We start from the raw sequence: 18,045 nt of genomic DNA, 5'->3' as shown, positions 1-18,045 counted from the left end.
TTCTAAATTCCTCTACGGAATTCACTCAAAATAATCGCTGTTGCGGTAGCTACATTTAAACTTTCTGTTTGCTGTAAGGCTCCAAAACGCGGAATTGTAATTCGATCGGTGATTAGCTTTTCGATTTCTGGCGAAATTCCATTGGCCTCATTACCCATGACAATAATGCCGTCTTGCAAAAGTTCTGTTTTGTAAATATTTGTGCTATCCATAAAAGTACCGTACACCTTTTTGGTAGTTGCCTTCAAATAGTGTTCAAGATCAATATAATTAACGTTCACCCTCGAAATAGATCCCATCGTCGCCTGCACTACCTTTGGGTTGTAAATGTCTACCGTTTCTGCGGTACACAATAATTGTTTAACACCAAACCAATCGCAAAGGCGCAATATCGTCCCCATGTTCCCAGGATCACGTATAGAATCGAGCGCTAGAACAAGTCCCGTATCATTAATTGGTTTCTCGACTGGGATTTTAAATAATGCCAAACAAGAATTGGGTGTAGATAAAGCAGAAATTTTCTTGAGGTCTGCTTCTTGCGTAATCGTTTTGTGGCTAGCAGCTACTTCTGGAAAATCGTTTTTGGTAGTATATAAATGAATTAGTTCGAAATTGGAGTTCAGCAATTCTTGAATGCCTTTTATACCCTCTGCAAAAAACATTTTTTGAGCAATTCGATACTTTTTCTGTTGTAAACTTGTTATAAGTTTGATTTGGTTTTTACTAACCATAAAAATATGTACTTTTGAATTAAATATTTTAGAACACTTGAAAAAACTTTTTACAAAAATATCATTTATATTTCTAATAGGAATAGTAATTGCTGCCTGCAACGCTGAAAAAAGAGTTCCAGATGGAAAACGCCTACTTACTAAAAATAAAATATTGGTAAACGGAAAAAGTACTTCAGAGGAAAACGTGACCAACCAACTGTATCAAAAACCGAATGGTAAACTATTAGGATACCCTTTGCGTTTGAATCTCTACAACTTAGCAAACCTAAACCCAGACTCCACCTATCAAGCCAAATTTACAGCAGATCCTGGAAAATTTGCTCGAAAATCAAAATGGTTATCAGCCAAGCAAGTCAATCGCCTTGGAAAATCTTTTTGGTACCATGGTATTCATGACTTTTTAAAAAAAACTGGGGAACCTCCAGTAATTATTGACACCGTAAAGAGTGCTAAATCAGTGTCTAGATTAAAATACTATTACTTTAACAATGGTTATTTTAATGTCGACGCCGAGTATAAATTGGACAGTTTAAAATCTAAAAAAGGGCAAATCCGCTATACCATAACCACTGGTAATCCTTACATTTTGGACACCATCAAGACAGCAATTACTACTCCTGTTTTAGACTCTTTGTACGAAGCTTCGAAAGCATTAAGTTTATTGAAAACTGGAAAACAATTTAAAACTGAAAATTTCGAAGAAGAAAAAGTGCGCGTTACAAACTTGTTTAGAAACAACGGTATCTACTATTTTCAACCAACCTATATGAGTTACAACATTGATACTATCCAAAAAAAGGATAAAGCAAATGTTGACCTCATTATCAATAATTATTCGTACCAAGATAAAGATTCAACAAGAACAGAACCATTTAAACGTTTCAAAATAAGCGACGTAAACGTGTACACAGATTACACGGCCAACAACAATGCTAAGCCAATAAAAGATAGCGTTCAATACAAAAACTTCAACTTGTATAGCCATGAAAAGTTGCAATACAAACCCCATGCAATAACCGATGCTATTTTTATAAGTAAAGGTTCTTATTTTGCCGACAACAAAACGGTATTAACAACACGGTACTTAAGCAACTTAAAGGTGTTTAATTATCCGATTGTTCAATATGAAATTGACAAAAGAGACACGACGTACAGTTCTTTGATTGCCAAAATTTATTTAACTCCAAGAAAAAAGTACAGTTTCGGTGCCTCTGCAGACGTTACACACTCGAACATACAAGATATTGGAATAGCTTTTAGTCCTACACTTTCGATACGAAACCTTTTTAAAGGTGCTGAAACATTAGAGATCTCAGCGAGAGCTAACCTAGGATCGTCTAAAGATTTGGCCAATCCCAAGAACCAATTCTTCAACGTATCAGAGTACGGTTTGGATTTTAAATTGAACTTTCCGAGGATTTTTCTACCCTTTGGAACAGAAAAAATTATTCCAAAAAGTATGATTCCATCTACTTTGATAGCGATTGGTTTCTCGAGACAAACTAATATTGGACTTGACAAGGAAAATTTTACAAGTGCATTTGCTTATAACTGGACACCTAAAAAAAATTATACAGCTCGATTTGATTTATTTAATGCGCAGTTTGTTCGAAATCTAAATCCAGATAATTATTTTAATGTCTATGGCTCTTCATACAATGCCTTAAATACTCTTGGAAAAACCTATAGTGTAGACCCCACGAACTTTGATACAGATGGGAATTTAATAATTCAAAACGGAACTTCGGGTTTTACTTCTGACGTAATCAATGACAATACCAGCTTAACCGCAGCAGATGATGATTATAAGTCGGTCAAAAGTATTGAAGAACGACGCGTGCGATTAACCGAGAACTCGTTTATTCTAGCTACTAGTTTTACATTTACTAAGACCACAAAAACTGATTTACAAGACAATACCTTTTATTTATTTAAATCAAAAATAGAGTCGGCGGGCTCCTTATTGTCTTTGATTTCTAAGACATCAGGTTTGGCCACCAATTCTAATGGCAACTATGAATTATTCAATCTTGAATATTCAGAATATATAAAATCGGAGTTTGATTATATTAAGCATTGGGACCTTACAAAAGAAAAAGTGATAGCAGTTCGCTCCTTTTTCGGAATAGCTATTCCGTTTGGAAACTCTAAAAACATTCCGTTTTCACGAAGTTACTTTGCTGGAGGATCAAATGACAATAGAGCTTGGCAACCATATAGCCTAGGTCCAGGAAGTAGCGGAGGAACAAATGACTTTAATGAAGCGAACATGAAAATTGCTCTAAGTGCCGAATTTAGATTTAAAATATTAGGTCAGTTAAAAGGGGCCTTATTCGCAGATGCAGGAAACATTTGGAATGTACTTGACAACGTGACCGATCCTAAATATAAATTTGAGAATATAAAGAGCCTGCAAAACATGGCATTAGGAACAGGATTCGGATTGCGATACGATTTGAGCTTCTTTATTGTTCGATTTGATTTTGGTTTTAAAACCTTCAATCCAGCAAAAGATTCAGGCGAAAAATGGTTTAAAGAACTTAATATTTCCAAGTCAGTAGTAAATTTTGGGATTAATTACCCGTTCTAATGCTATTTAATTCTTATTTTTGCAAACTTAAACTAAAAACTAGAATAACTAAAAAAATTTAAAAATGGCACACAACATCAAACCCGGCGTAGCTACAGGAGATCAAGTTCAAGAAATTTTCAACTATGCAAAAGAAAAAGGATTTGCACTTCCTGCGGTAAACGTAACAGGTTCAAGTACTATCAACGGAGTTCTAGAAACGGCAGCAAAATTAAATGCTCCAGTAATTATTCAATTTTCAAACGGTGGAGCTCAATTCAACGCTGGAAAAGGATTATCAAATGCTGGTGAAAAAGCAGCTATTGCTGGTGGTATCGCTGGTGCAAAGCACATTCATGCACTTGCAGAAGCTTACGGAGCAACTGTAATTTTACATACTGACCACTGTGCGAAAAAATTATTGCCTTGGATCGACGGATTATTAGATGCATCTGAAGAACATTTTGCAGCTACCGGAAAACCATTGTTCAGCTCTCACATGATTGACTTATCTGAAGAGCCAATCGAAGAAAACATTGAAATCTGTAAAGGTTACCTAGCTCGTATGAGTAAAATGGGAATGACATTAGAGATCGAACTTGGAATCACTGGTGGTGAAGAAGATGGTGTTGACAACTCTGATGTTGATAGCTCAAAATTATATACACAACCTGAAGAAGTAGCTTATGCTTACGAAGAATTATCTAAAGTAAGTCCTAAGTTTACCATTGCAGCAGCTTTTGGAAACGTTCACGGTGTTTACAAACCAGGGAATGTAAAATTGACTCCAAAAATTCTTTTAAATTCTCAAGAATTTGTACAAAAGAAATTCAACACAGGAAACAATCCAGTTGACTTCGTTTTCCACGGTGGATCAGGATCTACTCTTGAAGAAATCAGAGAAGGAATTAGCTACGGTGTAATCAAAATGAACATTGATACTGACTTGCAATTTGCTTACACAGAAGGTATCCGTGACTATATGGTTAAAAACATTGACTATTTGAAAACTCAAATTGGTAACCCAGAAGGCGCTGATGTACCAAACAAAAAATTCTATGACCCAAGAAGATGGGTACGTGAAAGTGAAGTTACATTCAACACAAGACTTGAGCAAGCATTTGCTGACTTAAACAACGTGAATACACTATAAAGTTATGAGTTAAAAGTTATGAGTTATGAGTTCTAGAAACTCATAACTCATAATTCATAACTTTCAACAATAACCTATAACTTAAAAATATGGCTTGGTTTAAAAGACAAGAAAAGGGAATCACTACTGCTACCGAGGACAAAATGGATGTCCCAAAAGGACTTTGGTACAAATCACCTACAGGAAAAATTATCGATGCTGACGAATTAGAGCGTAATCTATTCGTAAGTCCAGAAGACGGATTTCACGTAAGGATAGGTAGTGCAACTTATTTTGAAATTTTATTTGATGACAACAAATTTGTTGAATTGGATAAAAACCTAACTTCCAAAGACCCTTTGAACTTTGTAGACACAAAGAAATATTCAGACCGTTTGAAACAAGTTACTGAAAAAACCAAACTAAAAGATGCCGTACGTACAGGAGTTGGACTATCAAAAGGAAAAGAATTAGTAATATGTTGCATGGATTTCGCTTTTATTGGTGGATCTATGGGAGCAGTAGTAGGTGAAAAAATCGCAAGAGGAATTGACCACGCTATCAAAAACAGATTACCTTTTGTGATGATTTCTAAATCAGGTGGTGCTCGTATGATGGAAGCTGCTTATTCTTTAATGCAATTAGCAAAAACATCTGTTAAACTTGCACAATTGGCAGAAGCTAAACTACCTTATATCTCTCTTTGTACAGATCCAACAACAGGAGGAACAACTGCATCATATGCCATGCTAGGAGACATCAACATTGCCGAGCCAGGCGCCTTAATTGGTTTTGCAGGCCCGCGTGTTGTACGTGACACTACCGGTAAAGATTTACCAGAAGGTTTTCAAACCTCAGAATTTTTACTAGAACACGGTTTCTTAGATTTTATTACCGCAAGAAAAGAGCTGAAAGACAAGATAAACTTGTACATCGATTTGATTCAGAATAATGAAATAAGATAAATTAAAATCCCGAGCAATCGGGATTTTTTTTTGCTTTAAAACTACCTTCTCAAATATAGCAGGTATCAATACGTAGGATGTCACTTTCCATTTCTAAGGAACTTTACCTTAAAATTTTTAAAACACTTAAAAAGATTATCATAAATGTAAAAAATACAACCAAAACACGTAAACTAGCTAGAGAAAATTCCCTTATACCCAAATAAGTTTATATATTTACAGACTAATGATTATAAATACGAGGGCTTAACCATCCTTTTTATAAACAGATTAGTTTTTTAAAATACCATCTCCAATAAATTAAACGTAAACGAATGAATACACCAGAACCAAAAAAAGGAATACTATCTAACCTTACGACTCAGATTCTTATCGCAATGGTTCTAGGAGCCACTTTAGGAATTGTAATTCACAATAATATCTCTGAGGCTACAGCATTAGAATTTAGCAATAAAATCAAAATCTTAGCAACGGTTTTCATTCGATTGGTTCAAATGATTATTTCACCACTGGTATTTACAACACTTGTAGTTGGAATTGCGAAATTAGGAAATGTAAGCGCCGTTGGACGTATTGGAGGACGCGCTCTTGGTTGGTTCTTCACCGCATCATTTATATCTCTAGTGATAGGTTTATTTTTTGTAAATATTTTAAAGCCTGGTGTTGGCTTGAATCTTTCGAATGTAGACTTAGGCTCCGCTTCAGAAGTGGCTACAAATTCTAAATCAATTTCATTCGACAATTTTATTGAGCACATCGTTCCCAAAAGTATATTTGAAGCGATGGCAACCAATGAAATTTTACAAATTGTTGTATTCTCTATCTTCTTTGGTTTGGCTGCAGCTTCCCTTGGAACATATGTGAAACCAGTTGTAGATTTCTTAGACAAAACATCACACATTATTTTAAAGATGGTAACCTATGTAATGAACTTTGCTCCGATTGGAGTATTTGGTGCCATTGCTGGAGTATTTGCCGTAAGAGATTTTCAAGAACTTGCCATTACTTATTTTAAATTTTTCGGTTCATTTCTAATCGGTATTGCATCACTTTGGGTGGTACTTATCGCAGTTGGATATATCTTTTTGAAAAGTCGAATGACAGTTTTATTGAAGAGAATTGTAACACCATTAATCATAGCCTTTGGAACGACTAGTAGTGAAGCTGTTTTCCCTAAGTTAACAGAAGAATTAGAACGTTTTGGAGTAAAAGACAAAATCGTATCCTTCATGTTACCGCTTGGATACTCCTTCAACCTAGACGGAAGTATGATGTACATGACCTTTGCCAGTATATTTATTGCTCAAGCCTATGGAGTTCACCTTGATTTAACTACAGAGCTTACGATGCTACTGGTTTTAATGTTAACTAGTAAAGGAATTGCAGGTGTACCAAGAGCTAGTTTGGTTGTTGTAGCAGCAACATGTGGTATGTTTGATATTCCTATTGAAGGGATTGCTTTAATATTACCAATTGATCACTTTTGCGATATGTTTAGAAGTGCAACCAATGTACTAGGTAATGCTCTTGCAACTTCTGTTGTTGGACAATGGGAAGGAAACGAAGAAGAAATAGAAGTCGCAGAATAAACTATTCATTTTGCTAAAAATATGTAAACTAATCATTCGATATAAAAATTGAATGATTAGTTTTTTTTGTTTTAGATCGAAAGAGAAACAAATTATACCGTTCTGAAAATTTAATTAAAGTTAATGGCGAACTATTTATGGTGGGATTTATATCCAATCGTCAACTAGCTTTAATGATTAAAATTATCAAAATTGATAAAAGATGATTAAAAGAATATCTCGAGACACATGTGTAATGCAATATGGCAAACTACCTCTGTCCAAATATAATGAAGAAAACGACACGGAAATTTATTATTATCCCGACATAAATTCACTATTTTGGTTGGAACTACAAGAAAGTAATGAAAAAATTTTAGTTTCCGAAATTGTATCTCTAATTGAAAAATTGAATATTAAAAACTTGATTTTTCTAAGAGAAAGTAATCAACAATGGATTTCCAACTTCACCAAAAACAGAAAAGATTTCATACCGTTAATTAAAGCTGTAAATTATTTCTCTGAGCATAAAATAAAAAATAAATATAATGGCGGCGTCAAAGTTAATAATGCCGAATTTGAAACTTTTATAGAAAATTTTTATATTTTAACCCGCTGTGATTCAGGTTTTTTTGATTTTAATTTTATTGATGAAAATGAAAATTATTTATTTTACCTGCACTATTCTGGAGATCTACGAATTATAACATTAAATCGAAATGCAAACCAGCGTATCATGACAGTAGTACATGAAACTAAACTTGTCGACTCTATGAGAGAAGATAGTAGCCGGATTGAAAGCAGTCCCAACTAATGACTTACTGACTGCAACAACAACTATTTAATCGTTTTAAATAACTCCATATAAAAGTCAAGTGACATGAATTATTTAGGAAATTTAAACACCTAAAAGAAAATAATTAAATTTAGAGATTTCTTTATCAATTAGAACTTCATAATTCTAACTCAGCTTTAATATGTTGAATTAAATTTAATAAAAATAGCGCAATAAAGTTAATAGAAATTTCTGCGAGTTGACCAATAGGATTCATTTCTATCCAAGCCATACTATGACCAAATATAAAAGTAAGAGTTGAATCATTTTCTAAATTTAACTTGACACCACCATATACTCCAGCTGTAAAATGAAATGCATACCCTAAAATTCAAAAACCAACAACCTGAATAAATTGATTATAAGTAGAAAATTTTAAATCTTCATTATATCGATTTTTGAGTAATAAATACCCACAGAATATAGAAAAACCATACATAATAAAAATTGCGCCAAACAATAGAGCAATGCCAGCATGAATTATAGCAAAGTTTGGAAGAAACCTCATTGTGCTACCTATTCCAACTATTCCACCAATAACTTGATAATACCCTAAGCTATTTATTTTAAGTGAATTTTTTACACTCATTGATTTTGTATTTACTGAATCTCAATTATGCTGAACTTCTATTGACTCGCTTCTTTCAAGTTCACAGACAAACAGAACTAAAAAAACTTTACTTAGTCCATCACAATTACATACCTGTTCGAATAGCTTCAACAGGGTCCAAACGAGAGGCACTAATTGCGGGAATAATACCAGCAATAAGCCCAATGATTGCGGCTAAAAAAGTACCCAAAAATACGTTTCCGTAGCTGAGAACAAATTCAAAATCGGCTAATTTGGTTGCAACGATTGACATTATAAAAACAAACAACAATCCAATAACTCCTCCAATAACAGAAAGTATAATTGATTCGAACAAAAACTGAAATAAAATAAAATGATTTTTGGCTCCAAGCGACTTCTGTATTCCGATTAAATTGGTTCGCTCCTTTACTGATACAAACATAATGTTGGCGATACCAAAGCCCCCCACTAGTAATGAAAACCCACTGATAATCCATCCCATTACATTCATTTGACTTATAATACCATCAATCAAATTGGTGAAACCAGAGAATACATTGATAAAGAAATTGTCGATTTGACCATCTTTCATCCCTCTAAAACTGCGTAGCTTTCCGGTTAATTCTGCTTTGTAGGCATCCATATCTACACCTTTGGCTGGTTTTAAAATTATAACCGGTGTCATAGCATCATTATTATCACCATACATTCTTCGAATGAAATTAACTGGTAAATAAACCGATGTATCATTACTATCTCCAAACAACCCCTCTCCCTTTTTTTGTAAAACGCCAATTACAGTAAAACGCTGACCGTATAGCCTAACATTTTTTCCGATAGGATTTTGAGACTCAAACAACGAAATTGCAATTTCGTACCCGAGCACAATTACAGCTTTTCCTGAATTCGATTCAGATTCATTATAAAAACGACCTTTATCGAAAGCTAACCCTTGAATATCAATAAACTCTGAAGAAACGGGAACAACATTTACATCTGTAGCCGTTTTATCGTCATGTTTTATCAATTCTTTACCCACAAACATTTGGTAGGCCACAACTTGCGTATTGGTCAAAGTATTTTTTAAATACACATACTCATCATATTTAACACCCGGAAACTGTTCTCTTTTCCACTTTGGAATTTCAGATGGACCAAAAGAAAAACGCATTAGATAAATAGTATTTTTATCCAAACTGCTCAAGTCACTTGTTATTTTTCGATCTAAAGAATCAACAGCTGCTAAAACAGCAATTATCGAAAAAATTCCGATAGTCACTCCTAATAAAGACAATAAAGTTCGTAGTTTATTATTGGTCAACGCATGAACAGCAAAAGCAAAACTCTCTTTTAATAATCGAAAATATAAACGCATTTTTTTTGAATTTTCTATTAAGTAAAATTCCAACATTAATCTGCAAAAACCTAATATTTTGAAAAAACAAGCTTCATTACGAGCACATTTTTACCAATGTTAAGCCAATTAACGCTAAAATCTAAATTATCTCTTTTTCAAATAGCTTAATTTTCAGTTTAAAAAACTATTTTTGCACTTTATAACTATATCACAACATGAGCACAACTAAAACAATACAATCTGCGTTAATTTCGGTTTTTTCTAAAGAGGGTTTAGAACCTATAGTACGACAACTACACAGTCAAAATGTAACCTTATATTCTACAGGAGGAACAGAAGACTTTATCAAAAACCTAGGAATTCCGGTTGTACCAGTTGAAGATGTGACCTCATACCCATCTATATTAGGTGGAAGAGTAAAAACATTACACCCAAAAGTTTTTGGGGGGATTTTGAACAGACAAGATCACGAAGGTGATGTTGCACAAATGAAAGAATACAACATTCCGCAATTGGACTTGGTTATTGTTGATTTATACCCATTCGAAAAAACAGTAGCTTCTGGAGCAAGCGAAGCAGATATTATTGAAAAAATTGACATTGGTGGAATTTCTTTAATTCGTGCTGCTGCAAAAAACTTCAAAGACACTGTAATTGTAGCATCGGTTGATGACTATAGTTTGTTTTTGGATATGATTAGTACTCAAGAAGGAGGAACAACTTTAGAAAACAGAAAACTTTTGGCATCGAAAGCATTTCATGTTTCCTCACATTATGATGGAGCAATCTTTAATTACTTCAACACAGACGAAACATTTTATAAAGAAAGTGTTGCAAACGGTCAAGTGTTACGTTACGGCGAAAACCCACACCAAAAAGGATTTTTCTTTGGAGATTTTGAAGCTATGTTTACCAAATTACACGGTAAAGAATTATCATACAACAATTTACTAGATGTTGATGCAGCAGTAAATTTGATTAACGAATTTAAAATGGACGGTCCTACTTTTGCCATCCTAAAACATAACAACGCTTGCGGATTGGCATCAAGAGATACTATTGAAGAAGCCTACAATGCCGCTTTGGCTTGTGATCCAACATCTGCATTTGGTGGTGTTTTGATTTCAAACAAAACAATTGATGTAGCAACTGCTATGGAAATCAATAAATTATTTTGTGAAGTAGTAATAGCACCATTATATGATTATGAAGCTTTGGCTATTCTACAAGAAAAGAAAAACAGAATTATTCTTATTCAAAACGAAGTAGAATTACCTAACCGTCAAGTGCGTACTTGTTTGAATGGTTTATTAATTCAAGATAGAAATACTATTACAGACAATAAAGAAGACTTGAAAACCGTTACCACTACAAGCCCAACGGAACAAGAGATCGAAGATTTAATTTTTGCTTCGAAAATTTGTAAAAACACAAAATCAAATACGATTGTTTTTGCAAAAAACGGAACATTATTATCCTCAGGAACTGGTCAAACATCAAGAGTAGACGCTCTACTTCAAGCAGTTGAAAAAGCAAAACACTTTGGATTTGATCTAACTGGTGCCTCAATGGCAAGTGATGCATTCTTCCCATTTCCTGATTGTGTAGCCCTAGCAAAAGAAGCTGGAATAACTGCAGTAATACAACCAGGAGGTTCAATAAAAGACGGTTTAAGTATAGACTATTGCAATGAAAATAATTTGGCAATGGTATTTACAGGAACACGTCATTTCAAACATTAATTTGTTTAACTTTGTGCGCGATTAAATTTATAACTTTTAACCCAAAATAATTTATGGGATTTTTTGATTTCATGACCGAGGATATTGCGATAGATCTTGGTACCGCTAATACTTTAATCATCCATAATGACAAAGTCGTTATTGATAGTCCATCTATAGTTGCCCGCGACAGAATTTCTGGCAAAATAATTGCTGTAGGAAAAGAAGCGAATTTAATGCAAGGTAAGACGCATGAAAATATCAAAACAATTCGTCCATTGAAAGATGGTGTAATTGCAGATTTTGATGCATCAGAAAAAATGATTAGCATGTTCATTCGAAGCATTCCTGCTTTGAAGAAAAAAATGTTCACACCAGCTTTGCGCATGGTGGTATGTATCCCTTCTGGAATTACAGAGGTGGAAATGAGAGCGGTAAAAGAATCATGTGAGCGTGTAAACGGTAAAGAAGTTTACCTAATTCACGAACCTATGGCTGCAGCAATTGGTATCGGTATCGATATTATGCAACCAAAAGGTAACATGATTGTAGATATAGGTGGTGGTACTACTGAAATTGCAGTTATTGCCCTAGGTGGTATTGTTTGTGATAAATCTGTAAAAATTGCAGGTGATGTTTTCACAAATGACATCGTATATTACATGCGTACACAACATAACCTTTTTGTAGGCGAAAGTACTGCTGAAAAAATAAAAATCCAAATTGGAGCTGCGATTGAAGATCTAGAAACGCCTCCTGAAGATATGTCTGTACAAGGTAGAGATTTGCTTACTGGGAAACCAAAACAAGTTGAAGTATCGTACAGAGAGATTGCAAAAGCGTTAGACAAATCTATTCAAAGAATTGAAGATGCTGTTATGGAAACATTGTCTCAGACTCCTCCAGAATTGGCTGCAGATATTTACAACACAGGTATTTACTTAGCTGGTGGTGGATCGATGTTAAGAGGTTTGGACAAACGTATTTCTCAAAAAACAGATTTACCAGTTTATATTGCCGAAGATCCATTAAGAGCTGTTGTTCGTGGAACAGGAATGGCACTAAAAAACATTGGTAAATTCAAAAGTATCTTAATTAAGTAAGACTTTCGGATCTGTACCTGATTTTTGTCCTGTTTTACAACAATCAAAAATCAGGTAGTAGGCCTATTTTGAAACACATAATCAAATAATAAATGCAGCAAATTTTCAATTTTATATTCAAAAACAGTAATAGACTACTGTTTTTGCTGTTAATATGCATTTCGTTATCGCTTACTATTCAATCACACTCGTACCACAAGAGTAGAATCATCAGTTCTGCTAATTTTGTTACCGGAGGTGTTTATGAAAAGATCAACAATGTAAGTGAATATTTGAATCTACAAACTCAAAATGAGGCTTTAGCACTTGAGAACGCACGACTCAAAAGTATCTTATTCAAAACTAAAGATACTACTGAAATTAAGAAAATCGAAGACTTAAAAGGTGTTGCACCTGATGATATCTTAGTTTCGAAAGTAATCCACAATTCATACAACGTTCATGAGAATTTTATAACAATAAATTCGGGTTCACTTAAAGGTGTTGAAACCGATATGGGTGTTATCAATAATTTGGGGATTGTAGGTATTGTAGACAAAACGTCTCCAAACTACGCTACTGTAATCAGTGTTTTGAATACAAAATCTCAAATAAATGCAAAAGTTAAAAAATCAAGTCACTTTGGTTCTTTAATTTGGAACGGAAAAAGTACTGGTTTTGTACAACTTATTGATGTACCTCGTTTGGCTTCTGTTCGAAAAGGAGATACAATTGTAACCGGTGGTCAATCTGTTATTTTTCCTGAGAACATCAATATTGGAACCATTGACAAAATTTACATTGACAATCAAACCAACTATTACACCTTGAACGTTAAACTTTTTAATGACATGACCAATTTAGGTCACGTTTATATTATTAAAAGCAAAAACCGAGAGGAACTTAATACTCTAGAAAACCAAAACAAAAAAGATGAATAGCTCTTTGTTAGTCAATATTTTTCGGTTTATATTATTGTTAGCCGTTCAAATTGTTATATTCAATAATATGACATTTTTGGGCTTCATCATGCCATTGCCTTATATCTTATTCATTATCCTTTATCCAGTAAACGGAAATAAATCAGGACTACTACTAGCTAGTTTTTTACTAGGATTGACAATGGACCTTTTTTCAAATTCTGGGGGTATCCATGCAACTGCGTGTATTGTCCTTGCCTATTTGAGACCTTATATTTTTAAATTTTCGTTTGGTGTCAGTTATGAATACCAAACAATCAAAATAAATGATTCACTCACACCCGAACGGTTTTCTTTTATATTATTAGCAGTATTAATCCATCATATTACACTGTTTATCTTAGAAGCCTTTCAAGTGAATTTTATTTTAGACATATTATTACGAACTTTACTGAGTTCAATATTCACAATACTAAGTTGTATTATTATAATTTACCTTATTAAGCCAGTCAAACGATGAGAAAACTATTGCTGCCTACATTAATTATCATTGCAGCATCATTGCTACTAATCCGCATATTTTATTTGCAAGTAATCAACGATACTTTCAAACTAAAATCGGAGAATAATGCAATAAAAATTCAATATGACTATCCTGAAAGAGGCTACATCTTTGACAGAAACGGCAAGCTACTAGTTTCTAACCAAGCGTCTTATGACATCATGGTTATCCCGAGAGAGATTAAGAACATCGATACCCTTGAATTTTGCGGTTTATTAAATATCGAAAAAGAAGACTTTATAAAAAGAGTTGCAAAAGCAAAAGTATACAGCCCTAGACTACCCTCTGTATTTCTATCACAATTGAATAAAAGTGAATTTGCTGCTTTTCAAGAAAAAATCAGAAAATTTGAAGGTTTCTATTTCCAAAAACGTTCTCTGAGAGATTACGATGTTGATTTTGGAGCCAATATTTTTGGATTCATCACCCAAGTAAATGAACGATTGATTGCCAAAAACCCCTACTACAACAGTGGTGATTTGATTGGTAAACAAGGAGTTGAAGAAAGTTACGAAGAAATTTTACGCGGTATTAAAGGTGTGAAATACATTCAAAAAGACAAATACAACAGACAAATTGGATCGTACAAAGAAGGTAAATACGATACCATTGCTGTACAAGGTGAAGACATTAATCTAACTATTGATGCTGAAATTCAGCGATATGGAGAACAATTGATGGTTAACAAACGCGGTGGAATCGTTGCTATTGAACCTAGAACGGGAGAGATTTTGGCTTTGGTAACCGCTCCGTCATACGACCCGTCTATTTTGGTAGGCCGCCAAAGATCTAAAAATTATACATTATTGTATTACGATTCGATTGCAAAACCACTCTACGATAGAGGTTTACTAGCCGAATACCCTCCTGGATCTCCATTCAAAATTTTGACAGGACTTGTTGCTTTGCAGGAAGGGGTAATTGACGAACAAACAACTTTTGTATGTCATCATGGTTTTAGTTATGCTAGAGGCCGTTTTATGGCTTGCCATGGTTATGGACCTCATCAATTAAACAATGGTATTTACAATTCTTGTAATACGTATTTTGCTTCTGCCTACATGAAGACTATTAACAAATATCCTAAACCTGCAGATGCAGTTGATGTTTGGGCCAATCACCTAAAAAGTTTTGGTCTAGGAGATTTTATGGGCTATGATTTGCCAACAGGTAAAAGAGGAAATGTTCCCGACTCTAAAACTTATAAAAAAATATATCCAAATGGTGGTTGGAGAAGTACAACAATTGTATCCAATGCCATTGGTCAAGGAGAAGTGTTGATGACACCGATACAATTATCAAACATGATTGCTACCGTTGCAAACGAAGGATATTACTACACCCCTCATATCATCAAGAAAATCAAAGGTGGTACCATCGACAAAAAATTTACCACCAAACATGTCACTTCTATTGACAAAAAATATTTTAAGCCTGTAATTCAAGGATTGTTTGATGTTTACAACTACGGTACTGCAAGCTCGTTACGCGTGCAAGGAATCGATATTTGTGGTAAAACAGGAACTGCAGAGAACTTTGCTAAAATTGGTGGTAAGAGAGTACAATTGAAAGATCACTCTATATTTGTAGCCTTCGCACCAAAAGACAATCCCAAAATTGCTATTGCGATCATGGTCGAAAATGGTGGATATGGAGCAACAATTGCAGGTCCAATCGCTAGTTTAATGATCGAAAAATATTTGAGAAAAAAAATCACACGAGTCGATCTAGAAAAAAGAGTATTAGGGATCAGTTTACGTGATCAATATGCCAAATTAGGCGGTATGGAAGCAGCTGCTGCTATTGAATCTTCACCAAAAGATTCTTTGGCGATTGTAAAAAAAGAAACCACTAAAGTGAAAGTGGATACGACCAAAAAAATTAATTAGAGATTATTAGGATGAAAAATCAAAGTATAAAGAAAAATCTCGATTGGAGCTGTGTTATCATCTATAGTGCGTTAGTACTTATGGGATGGCTCAACATCTACTCATCTTCTTATTCGTCACCTGATAATACCTATCAAAAACAATTGATTTTTATTGTTTTGACTATTCCTTTAATTTTTATCATCTTGGCCATCGACGGAAAGATGTATGAAAAATATGCTAGTGTCATTTTTGGGATTTCTTTGCTGTCCCTTTTGGGCTTATTTGTAGCCGGAAAAACAATCGCCGGACAAAGATGTTGGTATGCTATTGGAAGTTTCACTATACAACCTTCAGAGTTTGCCAAAGCAGCTACCTCGCTCGCTATTGCAAAGTACCTGAGTGATTCTCAAATTAATTTGAAAGATGTAAACAGGCAAGTTCAGGCGCTCGCGATTGTGTTCCTGCCCGTAATGCTTATTTTACCACAGCCCGATCCAGGAAGCGCATTAATTTACAGCATTTTCTTTGTTGTATTGTATCGTGAAGGATTGCCATCTTGGTATGTTTTAACGGGTGCTGTAGCCATTTTGCTTTTTGTTCTGACCTTGGTTATTGAGCCTCAATATGTTATTTTATTGTCGTTAATTGCGATTGTGGCTTTGTATTTCAAATCGCGATTAGGAGATCGAAATATCGTCTTGAGCAGTATTATATTTGTAATAATTTCTGCGTTTGTCTTATCGGTAAGCTATGTATTCGAAAATGTATTTAAACAGCACCATCGTGACCGTTTCAATATCTTATTGGGTAAAACTGTCGATTTAAAGGGAATTGGATACAATACCAATCAATCTGAAATCGCTATTGGATCAGGTGGATGGATTGGAAAAGGATTCTTGGAAGGAACTCAAACCAAAGGAGGTTTTGTACCAGAACAACATACCGATTACATTTTTACAACAGTAGGTGAAGAGTGGGGCTTTTTAGGGTCACTTATGGTTATTGGATTGTTTGTTGCTTTACTTTTGAGGGTTATTTATTTAGCCGAAAGGCAAAAAACAAAATTCAGTAGAGTTTATGGCTATTGCGTAGCAGGAATATTGTTTACTCACTTTTTTGTAAACATAGCGATGGTTGTGGGGATATTTCCAACAATTGGAGTACCGCTTCCGTTCTTTTCATATGGAGGATCTGGACTTTGGGGCTTTACCATTTTATTGTTTATTTTCTTAAAAATGGATGCCAACAAAGTAAACGAATGGTAAAAAGAATGGCTTTCTTAATTAGAAAGCCATAGTTTAGAATCTGTATTTTTCTCTAGCGCATTTTCAGCTTTATCTTCTAGTTTCGGAAAAAAATCAATTCCCGTCAACGCTTCTATTTTATCCACTGAAACTACATATTCATACAAAGCTTTATTACTCTTTTCGTTCGGCATCAAAAAAGCAATCATCTTTTGCTTACCAGCTTCATTTTCGAAAATAATTTTATAAAAATAATCTGGAACAACTACTTTTTGGCTTCCAATTGTTTTTGAAGTACCCTTTAAAATTCCACCGGTGATAACGATAATTCCATTTTCTTTTTCAGCCCAATAGCGCACCTTTTGCTCCAATCTATTCCATATTCCCCCATTGAATTCATGATTTTGAGGTGATATATTCGAAGTATAAAAAGTATCGTTGTACGCGTCCAAATTGAACTCCATATCGCCCGCAGGGCAAAGATGCCCTTTGTCGTAACCAGAATTTTTATAATTGCGCCAATCGGCTGATCGTGTTTTAACTTTAGGATCTTCTATAAAATAAGGTCTTTTAAAATCATTGTTTTCTACATACTCTCTTTTCAGCTCGTAGGCAACCCATTCGGCTTGTTCGACCTTTTCATTGTACGATAACACGTAATAGGAATGCTTCACTATTTGGTTGGTAGTCGAAGTTGGCAAATAATAGGTCCACTCTTTAGCTTTTGCTGTTTCAGTCTCCCTACCTAACTCATTTTCTACTGAACCAGAATTTTGCTCGAAATTTCCAATTGGTGTAGCTTTAGAATCTGATTTACATGATGCTATTGACATTAAACTCAAAACGCTCCAGAAAATCAAATTGACTTTCTGGAGCGTTGGAGCGAATGTTGTTTTTTGTGTGTTACCCATTCA

Annotated in this window: 15 protein-coding genes; 11 read left to right on the top strand and 4 right to left on the bottom strand. The window is 34.4% G+C overall.

Annotated elements, in window-relative coordinates:
- Positions 1-2: 2 nt before the first annotated feature.
- A complete protein-coding gene (locus FFWV33_RS06640) occupies positions 3-731 on the bottom strand; it encodes a TrmH family RNA methyltransferase (RefSeq protein ID WP_108742480.1) in 729 nt (242 codons plus the stop codon).
- Positions 732-768: 37 nt separating this feature from the next.
- Between FFWV33_RS06640 and tamL the strand changes: the two genes are divergently transcribed.
- From tamL to FFWV33_RS06615, 5 genes are all read left to right on the top strand, one after another.
- On the top strand, positions 769-3,324 hold the full coding sequence (gene tamL, locus FFWV33_RS06635) for a translocation and assembly module lipoprotein TamL (protein WP_108740181.1): 2,556 nt from the start codon (positions 769-771) through the stop codon (positions 3,322-3,324).
- Positions 3,325-3,388: 64 nt separating this feature from the next.
- Positions 3,389-4,456, top strand: a complete 1,068-nt coding sequence (gene fbaA, locus FFWV33_RS06630; protein WP_108740180.1) for a class II fructose-bisphosphate aldolase — start codon at positions 3,389-3,391, stop codon at positions 4,454-4,456.
- Positions 4,457-4,545: 89 nt separating this feature from the next.
- On the top strand, positions 4,546-5,400 hold the full coding sequence (gene accD / locus FFWV33_RS06625) for an acetyl-CoA carboxylase, carboxyltransferase subunit beta (protein ID WP_108740179.1): 855 nt from the start codon (positions 4,546-4,548) through the stop codon (positions 5,398-5,400).
- A gap of 314 nt (positions 5,401-5,714) precedes the next feature.
- On the top strand, positions 5,715-6,989 hold the full coding sequence (locus tag FFWV33_RS06620) for a dicarboxylate/amino acid:cation symporter (protein WP_108740178.1): 1,275 nt from the start codon (positions 5,715-5,717) through the stop codon (positions 6,987-6,989).
- Between the two features lie 202 nt (positions 6,990-7,191).
- The gene (locus FFWV33_RS06615) at positions 7,192-7,782 is read left to right on the top strand and encodes a hypothetical protein (RefSeq protein ID WP_159085980.1); all 591 of its coding nucleotides are present in this window, start codon (positions 7,192-7,194) and stop codon (positions 7,780-7,782) included.
- Positions 7,783-8,134: 352 nt separating this feature from the next.
- Here FFWV33_RS06615 and FFWV33_RS06610 read toward each other — a convergent pair whose 3' ends face one another.
- Both FFWV33_RS06610 and FFWV33_RS06605 read right to left on the bottom strand, forming a co-directional pair.
- On the bottom strand, positions 8,135-8,392 hold the full coding sequence (locus tag FFWV33_RS06610; RefSeq protein ID WP_108740176.1) for a hypothetical protein: 258 nt from the start codon (positions 8,390-8,392) through the stop codon (positions 8,135-8,137).
- A 106-nt stretch (positions 8,393-8,498) separates the two neighbouring features.
- Positions 8,499-9,749, bottom strand: a complete 1,251-nt coding sequence (locus FFWV33_RS06605; RefSeq protein ID WP_108742479.1) for an ABC transporter permease — start codon at positions 9,747-9,749, stop codon at positions 8,499-8,501.
- Between the two features lie 197 nt (positions 9,750-9,946).
- Here FFWV33_RS06605 and purH point away from each other — a divergent pair, with 197 nt between their 5' ends.
- The 6 genes from purH (at position 9,947) to rodA (ending at position 17,152) form a co-directional block, all read left to right on the top strand.
- The gene (purH, locus tag FFWV33_RS06600) at positions 9,947-11,473 is read left to right on the top strand and encodes a bifunctional phosphoribosylaminoimidazolecarboxamide formyltransferase/IMP cyclohydrolase (RefSeq protein ID WP_108740175.1); all 1,527 of its coding nucleotides are present in this window, start codon (positions 9,947-9,949) and stop codon (positions 11,471-11,473) included.
- 53 nt (positions 11,474-11,526) lie between these two features.
- Positions 11,527-12,555, top strand: coding sequence for a rod shape-determining protein (locus FFWV33_RS06595; RefSeq protein ID WP_108740174.1), 1,029 nt, complete (start codon positions 11,527-11,529; stop codon positions 12,553-12,555).
- A gap of 92 nt (positions 12,556-12,647) precedes the next feature.
- Positions 12,648-13,475: a rod shape-determining protein MreC gene (gene mreC / locus FFWV33_RS06590; protein WP_108740173.1), complete on the top strand. Its 828-nt coding sequence runs from the start codon at positions 12,648-12,650 to the stop codon at positions 13,473-13,475.
- Positions 13,468-13,974: a rod shape-determining protein MreD gene (locus FFWV33_RS19500; RefSeq protein WP_108740172.1), complete on the top strand. Its 507-nt coding sequence runs from the start codon at positions 13,468-13,470 to the stop codon at positions 13,972-13,974. The genes mreC and FFWV33_RS19500 overlap by 8 nt, the downstream gene beginning before the upstream one ends.
- Positions 13,971-15,905, top strand: a complete 1,935-nt coding sequence (mrdA, locus tag FFWV33_RS06580) for a penicillin-binding protein 2 (RefSeq protein ID WP_108740171.1) — start codon at positions 13,971-13,973, stop codon at positions 15,903-15,905. The genes FFWV33_RS19500 and mrdA overlap by 4 nt, the downstream gene beginning before the upstream one ends.
- A gap of 11 nt (positions 15,906-15,916) precedes the next feature.
- The gene (gene rodA, locus FFWV33_RS06575; protein ID WP_108740170.1) at positions 15,917-17,152 is read left to right on the top strand and encodes a rod shape-determining protein RodA; all 1,236 of its coding nucleotides are present in this window, start codon (positions 15,917-15,919) and stop codon (positions 17,150-17,152) included.
- A gap of 14 nt (positions 17,153-17,166) precedes the next feature.
- Here the strand turns inward: rodA and FFWV33_RS06570 are convergent, their stop codons facing one another.
- Positions 17,167-18,042: a DNA/RNA non-specific endonuclease gene (locus FFWV33_RS06570; RefSeq protein WP_245891696.1), complete on the bottom strand. Its 876-nt coding sequence runs from the start codon at positions 18,040-18,042 to the stop codon at positions 17,167-17,169.
- Positions 18,043-18,045 lie beyond the last annotated feature (3 nt).

The organism is Flavobacterium faecale (assembly GCF_003076455.1).
In the GTDB taxonomy this organism is placed as follows: Bacteria; Bacteroidota; Bacteroidia; order Flavobacteriales; family Flavobacteriaceae; genus Flavobacterium; species Flavobacterium faecale.
Note: the sequence above shows the minus strand (reverse complement) of the source record. Positions and strands in the feature narration are given on the sequence as shown.